General features: G+C 53.4%; 5 protein-coding genes. All 5 read right to left on the reverse strand.

Annotated features, from left to right (window positions below; genetic code table 11):
* A partial coding sequence (locus CPT76_RS13405) for a DEAD/DEAH box helicase (protein WP_146116310.1) occupies positions 1–542 on the reverse strand: 542 nt, incomplete at its 3' end.
* Positions 539–1,858 (reverse strand): ATP-binding protein, encoded by a 1,320-nt coding sequence (locus CPT76_RS13410; RefSeq protein WP_105443274.1) that lies wholly within the window; start codon positions 1,856–1,858, stop codon positions 539–541. The genes CPT76_RS13405 and CPT76_RS13410, both read right to left, overlap by 4 nt.
* A gap of 5 nt (positions 1,859–1,863) precedes the next feature.
* Positions 1,864–3,585, reverse strand: a complete 1,722-nt coding sequence (locus CPT76_RS13415) for a TerB N-terminal domain-containing protein (RefSeq protein ID WP_105443275.1) — start codon at positions 3,583–3,585, stop codon at positions 1,864–1,866.
* A gap of 272 nt (positions 3,586–3,857) precedes the next feature.
* Positions 3,858–3,953 (reverse strand): S-layer homology domain-containing protein, encoded by a 96-nt coding sequence (locus CPT76_RS42075; protein WP_374954643.1) that lies wholly within the window; start codon positions 3,951–3,953, stop codon positions 3,858–3,860.
* Positions 3,953–8,221: metallophosphoesterase (locus CPT76_RS13425; protein WP_105443277.1), on the reverse strand; the 4,269-nt coding region annotated here is incomplete at its 5' end. The genes CPT76_RS42075 and CPT76_RS13425, both read right to left, overlap by 1 nt.

The raw sequence follows: 8,221 nt of genomic DNA on the forward strand, positions 1-8,221 counted from the left end.
ATCCGCTCTAACCTGGTGATCTGGCTCAGCACTTGAATCCCCCGATCTGCGCCCATAAACGCATGAACCTCATCAATAATGATGTATCTGAGGTCCTGAAATAGCGCCGGGATCGCATTTGGCCGGTTCATCAGCAGCCCTTCCAGCGACTCGGGAGTAATTTGCAGAATGCCCGAAGGATTTCGCATCAGCTTCGTTTTCTCCGCCTGAGATACGTCACCGTGCCAGTGCCATACCGGGATCCGCGATTCGATCAGCAGGTCCTTCATCCGCTCAAACTGGTCGTTAATGAGCGCCTTGAGTGGTCCAATGTACAAAATCCCCACAGATTTCGCCGGCCGCTCGTGCAGTTCGGACATGGCTGGAAAGAAGGCCGCCTCCGTCTTGCCGGAAGCCGTACCCGCCGCGATCAGCAGATGGTTCCGCGTACCGAAGCAGATATTGAGCGCTTCAACCTGTGCCGGACGAAGCGTCTCCCACCTTTTTTTGTAAATATACTCCTGAATGAAAGGGGCCAGCTTGTAAAACGGATTGCCGCTCATAGCTCGAACTCCGCCAAAAAGTCGCTGACTTCGTCCGGATCGGCATCCGCCGGCTTCACGCTGCGCTCCCCGACCAGCTGCTCAAAGGTAATCCCCGGATTCTGATGCAGGGTATGAAGCAGATCCATATAATCGCGGATCACTTCCCGCGGGGTCAGCAGCTCATCCGCTCCGAGCCGGCCGGCCGCATTTTCCATAAACGTAATGATTTCGCCGCTTCCTACTGCAGGCTCATATCCATAATGCGTGGCATGAATCCGCGTCAGCTTTTCCAGCAGGATGAAAATTTCTTCACTCGACAGCATCTCCAGCTTAATGATCGGTCCGGAGTAATTGGCGAAGCCGCTTCCCGCATACCGGCCTTCGATCAGGCGGGAGCGCAGTGCTTCGTAGCTGAAGAGTCCCCTGCGCTCATCTTCCACAAACTGGGGCGTTCCCCCGATAAAGATGCCGAGATGTTCGGCTTTCCCCTGCATCGTATCATTGAACATCGTCAGCAGCTTCTCATAGTTGCTCTGCCGGGAAACGCTGTTCGTAATTTTGTACAAATTGACCGCTTCGTCAATGAACAGCAGCAGTCCTTTATATCCGATTTTTGCCGTAAACTCCGCCCACAGCTTCATGTAATCGTACCAGGTGTCGTCATCGATGATCACGCCCACCTCAAGCTCCCGCCGCGCTTCCGTCTTCGTCGGAATTTCACCGCGAAGCCAGCGCAGTGCCGCCTGCTTACGGTCGTCGTCCCCCAGCTTATAACCGTTCCAGTAGACGGACAGTACCTTGGCGAAATCAAACCCGTGCACCAGGCTCTGCATCTGTGAAGTCACCGTGAAAATCCGCTGCTCCACCTCTTCATGGAGTCCAGCGTCATTCGGACGGAGTCCCTTCTCCTGCATCGCGGACTGCTGCAGACCAGCGATCCACTTCTGGAGGATGGCTTCCAAAGCTCCCCCGTCCGGCCGCGTGCGGGTAGATAAATGGGTCATCAGCTCGCGGTACGTGGCCAATCCCTGGCCCTTCGTCCCAACCAGCCGCCGTTCCGGAGACAAATCGGCATCCGCCACGACAAAGTCGCGGTCCATGGCATAATTGCGGAAGGTCTGGAGCAGGAAGCTTTTTCCGCTGCCGTAACGGCCGGTAATAAATTTGAAGCCCGCTCCTCCTTCGGCGATGTTGTCCATATCCCTTAATATAGCGTCCACTTCGGCCCGGCGTCCCACGGCGACATGCTCCAGCCCTACGCGGGGCACGACACCCGCCGTCAATGAATTCACGAGCGCAGTGGTCAGCCTTTTGGGTATCTTCACTTCATTCATTCGTTTCATCCTTTCAAGTTCTCAAAGCAATCCATATATTCCTGGGCGATTCGGTCCCCGTCAATGACCAGGTCGCCGATCGTCTCCATGGCCAAGTCATTAATCTCATCGATGATCAAACCGGGCATCGTCCCGTGACGGTCAGCCACTTGGTCTAAGTCTGCATTCGGAATTGATCCAGTCAAAACACGCAGCGCCTCCAGCTGGTATGGTGCCAGCATCTCAGCAAAGCGGGCCCATTCCTCATCCAGCCCGGAGGTGTCCCAAGCTGCCGAGTCAGCATTCGTCGCTTCGACGGATTCTGAGGTCCTCGAATCTGTACTTGCTGCATGATCATCGTCTGCAAGGAGTGCCGGACTGTAATCCGTCTCCGGTACGGGGGCAGGTTCCTGATCAGAGCTTACAGCTGTATCCATTACTTGGCCAGATCCCAACTCCAACCGGGGATCCGCCTCCGGAACGCTTGCAGGTTCCCTTGACTCTTCAGAATGAAGAGCAACGACCGGATCGCTAATCGAACCTTCACCAGACGTAACCGAATGGACAGCGCTCGACTTATTTGCAGGGGCAACCGTTTCCTCGTCTTTTTCCTCTGTCGTGCCCGGTTCTTCAACGGTGAGCATGCTCCGGACATATTCGGTGTCCTTTTGCAGTGAAGCGAGCTTGTCCGAATCGATCACAATCGCCGGTCTTTCCTCCTGGCGGCCGGTCAGCTCACGCTTCAGATAAAGCTCGACAAGACGCTCGATCGAGGGGGCGATTTCTACACCTCTTAAACGCCCCTTAAATCCGCGATGTTCCCGCAGCTTGTTTTCCGTGTACCGGATAATTTGCGTCACCCAGCTCCGCAGCGGAGCATGGTTGCGGATCGGAATTGTGGTCACCGGAAGTAAACGCCCATACAAACGGGCATCGTACACCGCTCTGTGGAACAAATACCGTTCAGTTGTTTTTGGCGGAATATCCGGTGCAAACAATTCCTTCCATTGATCGTTTTCCTTTTCGCGTAAATAACCGGCAGCCAGCGATACGATCCGCGGAATATGATAATCTAAATCCTCTTGGCCCGCTTCCACATAAAACCTGCTGTCCTGGACATCATAATCGCTTAAAATAAGCAGCAATTCCATCGGAATCTGCAGCGGTTTTTCTTGGAACAAACGAACGAGCTCCAAATCCATCAGCTCATGGGACAGCAAGCTGCCCGCCCTTTGCGTAATGTGAATCAACGGAATATCAAGCTTGTGAATAAGCACAAAGTCTGCGGTCCATTCCTTTAAATAATGATCCAGCCTGGGGAACTTATCCCGGTAAGCCGTCCAAATCTCATCCAGCAGCCTGTATCCTTCCCTGGGATCGGTCCAGCCGACTTGATGAATCAGCTCATAAACGTATATGAAGATATAGGACAGATCCGTACGATGATAACGACCCTGCCGCACTTCGCTCCTCCAGTAAAAATACCATTTCCGCTGAGCCTCGGTCATCTGCTGATAAGTCGCCCAATAGCTCATAAAAGGAACAAATGGGGCCGGCTCGCCAGCTTCATCCGCTCTTCCAAGCGCTTCCTCAGCAAAGGCCTGCTCCCGGCTCTCCATACTAAACGTTATGGATTTCGACGGAGTGACGGCCGCGGGGTCCCGGGCGGGAATGCGCATGCCTTCTCCGGCATCTCCGCCCAGGTCGATTTCCGTAAATTCAATGGGTCCTCTTTCGTTATTGTTCACGTATATCCATCCCTAACCGATGATTTCCAAACTAAATCCAAACCAGCCAATCTAGATTAGCAAGACTAACATAATGAATTAAAAATATTATATCATGGCAGCCCGAAACTTTATGGAATTTCAATTTCATTGTATGTGTTGATTATAGAACGCACGTTCGCCGGTTTCAAGGCCGGAATCGAAACGCACACAAGCCGGCGCCAAAATTTCTGGCGCCGGCTTGCGGCAGGCAGGAAGGCTTAACCGCCGCTTTCCCCCTCTTTTTATTCATGCTATTTTTGCGCGATGAGCGTGTACATCATTTTCGCTGTTTCTGCGCGGGTGACTTGACCCTGCGGATCGAACTTGCCGCCGCCTTTGCCGTTCATCAGACCGAATTGACCGGCTTCCGTAACAGCCTGCTTCGCCCATCCGGATACGTTTTGACGCTGGCTGCAGGCAGGGACAAGGAAGCCGCCTGTTGTCCTTGGCCGCTCTCTCCGTCGAGCGTGATGACGATTTTGCCGTTCGTGCTTTCGGTCATGGCCTGGTCTAATGCCTTCGCATCGACCTGATAGCTTCCGTTCGTGCCCGGCTTCAGCACCACGGTTCCCTTATTGCCGCCTGTTCCCGGATTAGAAGGTGTTTCAGGGGAAGTGGCGTTTCCGTTACCCGGTTGTGACGGCGTTGTTCCGCCGCCATTTCCGCCACCGTTGCCTCCACTGCCGCCCCCGTTGTTTCCTCCGTTACCGCCGCCAGGGTTGCCGGAATTGTTTTTCCCGGTATAGAAGCCCCAAATATCGGAGAGCGTGCTGCCGCTGTGCGCGTCTTCCGCTTTTACATACCACTGCTGGTAGCTGTCCGCAGGCAGCCCGTTCCATAAGACAGATGCCTGGGACCCGCTGGCCACATCACGGCTGCTTCCGATTTCGCTATCGGTGTACACTTTGACGCTGATGTAATCCGTCGCAACCCGCTTGGTTTTCGGCTGTAGATCCAGGTCCAGGTCAAACTCGTCTTTGCCCGGATTTTCCTGCGGATCATAGTAGTTATAATCGTTCAAATATGGCGAATACGTTTTGATGTGGAGCTTGTTGTTTTTCATATCGAACTGCATGAGACGGATGTAACCCAGCCCGCCCTCAGGCGCTCCCTGGTAATCCGCGAGCATCTGATAGACGTTACGGTCCGGCACGCCGTCGCCGTTGTCATCAAGCTCATCCACCTTGAGCTCCGCGTCGTGATAATGCCCGGACAGTGCAGCGATGACATTCTTGTTCGGCTTCACCACTTTTTCGAAAATTTGGTCCGCAATCGGTGCGCGGTTATTCGATACGAGCATATATTCATGCAGGCACAGGATCGCTTTGCGTTCCGGATACTTGGACACCACTTCGTTCATCCATTCGATTTCGTCGTCCCCGAGACCCCAACCCATGTAGACGATGATAAAATCGTTTCCGTTCGAAGATACCAGGTCATAATGACCGCGGTTGTTGTCATAGGAACCGGCAAACGTCGAGTTGTTCTTAAACCGGTCCTCTCCGAAATACTCTTTGAACTTCGTATAATCGTTATTCTGATGGCCAACGTCGTGGTTACCAGCCAGTACGCCGTAAGGAATGCCGGCATTCTCCAGCACCTTCATGTCCTTGTCGGCTTCGACCCACTGATACTCCTCATAGGATTTGTCGACGACGTCGCCCGTGTGAATGACGTATTGAATATTCATTTTTTCCTTCTGGGCAGCGATCCAGTTGACGATATCCTGATAAATTTTTGGATAACTCTGCGAATAGTACTGAGTGTCGGACATCCAGACGAATGAGAAGTCGTAAGGATCTTCCTGCTCCGGCGAAGGCTTGGTGCCTGCGGCCGCACCCTCCGCCGCCGCGGCGATTTCGTCCTGCACCATGACGTCGATCGCTTGGCCGGACGCATAATCTCCCGCCTTCACGGTTGCGTTCAGCTCAAAGTCTTCGGTTCCGGCGATCACATGATCAAGCTGGATCCATTTGCTCTGCGCTGGGCTCCAGGCATACAAGCTGACCTTGCGGCCTTCGAGCGACTTTCCTTTCCAGTGAATATCCACGCGGTCCGTCGCTTTCACGGATGGGTCAAGCTTCACTTCGAACCGCTGGTAAGGGAACTTGTCTACCGACTCGTTCACCAAATATTTGCCGTCTTCCGCACTGATTTTGGCATAATCCCCCGGATTCATTTGCGTTTCGCCCGTAGGAACCATTTCCTTCGGAGGCTCGGTCACCGAAGCGTTCAAGTACCCTGTAAAGTCCTCCGTCCGGCTTCCGTCGTATTTATACCCCTTGTAAAAGAGCACATTCATCGGGTCCTGGCTCGGGTCCTGCACCTTGACGGTCAGATTGGCGCTGCTTCCCACGTTCGTCTGCCCTTGCTGCGGGCTGATCAGCTCCGGAGCCAGCGGATTCTCGTCCGGCACTATGAATTTTACGGTCCGTGTGGTTTCATTCCCCGCTTTGTCCACCGCATGAATGGTCAGCGAATGTTCTCCGCCTTTCAGCGATCCGGACGAAGTTTGATACGGAAGCTTGATGCTCTGATCGTCCAGCTTCACATCAACCTTATCCACACCCGCATAAGCGTCCTCGATTTCGGCATCCAGCGTAAACTCACCGCGGTATTCCTTGCCGCCTTCGATCGATGGCTTGATCTCCGGAGGCGTATTATCCACGATGACGGTAGACTTATATTCATCCGTTCCGTCTGTCACTTTGATTTCGTGCGGGCCGTCTGTCGCTTCGAGCGTGTTCCAGGCGTAAGCCTTGGACTTCAGCTGGTCGGCAGTCAGGTTAAACTTGAACCCGACGGACTCGTTTTTTCCGGCGGAATCCCCCATTTTGATCACTTGATCCTTAACGGCATAGGCCGGATCCCAGATTTCGGTTCCGTCCGCCAGCACGAGCCTTACGTTCTTGATCTCAAAATCGTCCTTGTTCTCTTCCGGTCGATCGTCAAACGGGCCCGTTTTGGAACCGGCGCGAACATAAATGATATTGTCTTCATCCGCCTTAAGACGATCGGCGCTGATCGGGAACGAAAGCGTCGTATACGTTGTGATCGGGTCCAGGAACATATACAAGATCGATTTGTCTCCGAGCTCTGCCGGTCCCATCGTTACCGCATTTTTGAAGTAATAGTCAACATTGACTGCATCGAAAACAAAGTAAGCGTCATGCTCAAGCTGGGTGAACGTGCTGCCATCCGCAACCAGTTTGCCGTCAATGCTTAGCTGCAGTTTGTCCGATCCTAGGGATTCGGCCGTGCCTTTAATGGTGCTTGTCCCCTTAATGATCTGTTGGTCCTTCACGTTCAGCCGAAGTGGAGAAGAATCCGGTCCACCCGTAACGACTATTTTGACCGGGTTGGTTTTCATTTCGTTTACGCCGTCCGACGCAGCAAAATAATATTCGATATATTTTCGGCCGATCAATTCGGCAGAGGACAGCTTGTAGTGGTACATCGTATCATTGAAGTCCTCGGACAGATTATGCAATGTATAATCGCTCTGCTTGTCGGAGCGAACGTATACCTGAACGGACCGGACTTCCTTGTCGTCCCGCGCATCGGCGATCAGCTCGAGGCACTTCGACTGTTCGATTTCCTTAACCTTCGTTACATCTTCGATCGTCGGAGGATTGCTGTCCTCTTCTTGATGGACCGGCTCACTTGGAACTTGAGAGGTCTCTACCGATCCTGGCGATGCCGCTTGAGTCCCGGTGCTTGCCTTGATCATCGTCGTGCTGCCGTTCTGAGGGTATGCATACTGCAGCCCCATATTTTCCTTGGTTTCGTCGCCTTTGGTGCCGTTCTCGTACAAGGTATCCGCGTCATAATAAGCCGCCGATATTTCCTTGCCGGTATTCGTTTTGATGACAATCGCGCGACGCCCGGAATTGGACATCCCGTCGCTCTGAATCATAAACAAGTCTTGGTTTTCTACCAGATTCGTTTTGTAGAAATCGTTGAATTGTTCCGCCGTGTATGACTGGTTTGCGCTGTTTTTGATCCAGAAAACGACCGTTCCCTTAGATGGGATGACAAAGTCCTCCTTCGTCGACGGCCATACGACATCACCAGCCGCCCCTTTATCCGTATAACGGTAAAACAGCTTATAGTTTTTAAAAGAAACCGGCTGGTCCGTATTGTTGTACACTTCAATCGCTTCATATGCGTCGGTCGACGTCCCGGTCACGTTCGTAGTATTCGGGACAAGCTCCGTGACCAGCAGCGGAGGTGCCTTAGCCGGATCAAACTCGGGCAGGTTCACCTTGACGGAGTATGCTTTCTCCGTTTGGCTGGCTGCGATGCGGTAACCGATTTGGGGCTCAACCAGCGCCGAGGCCGGAATGGTCGCCTTATAGTCGCCCGTGCCTTGAGCGTCTGCCATCGGGATCACCGTATATCTCGTTTGTCCAGGCGTTTTGTAGAGCAGCTGCACAGGAGCCGGAGTGCCGTCGCTGTTCTTGCCCGGATTCTCGACATGCGCCTGAATCTCGAGGTCCTTCACTTCGACGGATGTTGGCGGCGTATGGGTGATGACCGTCTCGCTTCCTTCAGGCACCTCGACCGGAACGAGCTGTGCGGAGTCAACCGTTCCAGGTGTCGCCGGGACTTGTCC

Origin of the sequence: Paenibacillus sp. AR247 (assembly GCF_002968895.1) — a bacterium.
In the GTDB taxonomy this organism is placed as follows: Bacteria; Bacillota; Bacilli; order Paenibacillales; family Paenibacillaceae; genus Paenibacillus_AQ; species Paenibacillus_AQ favisporus.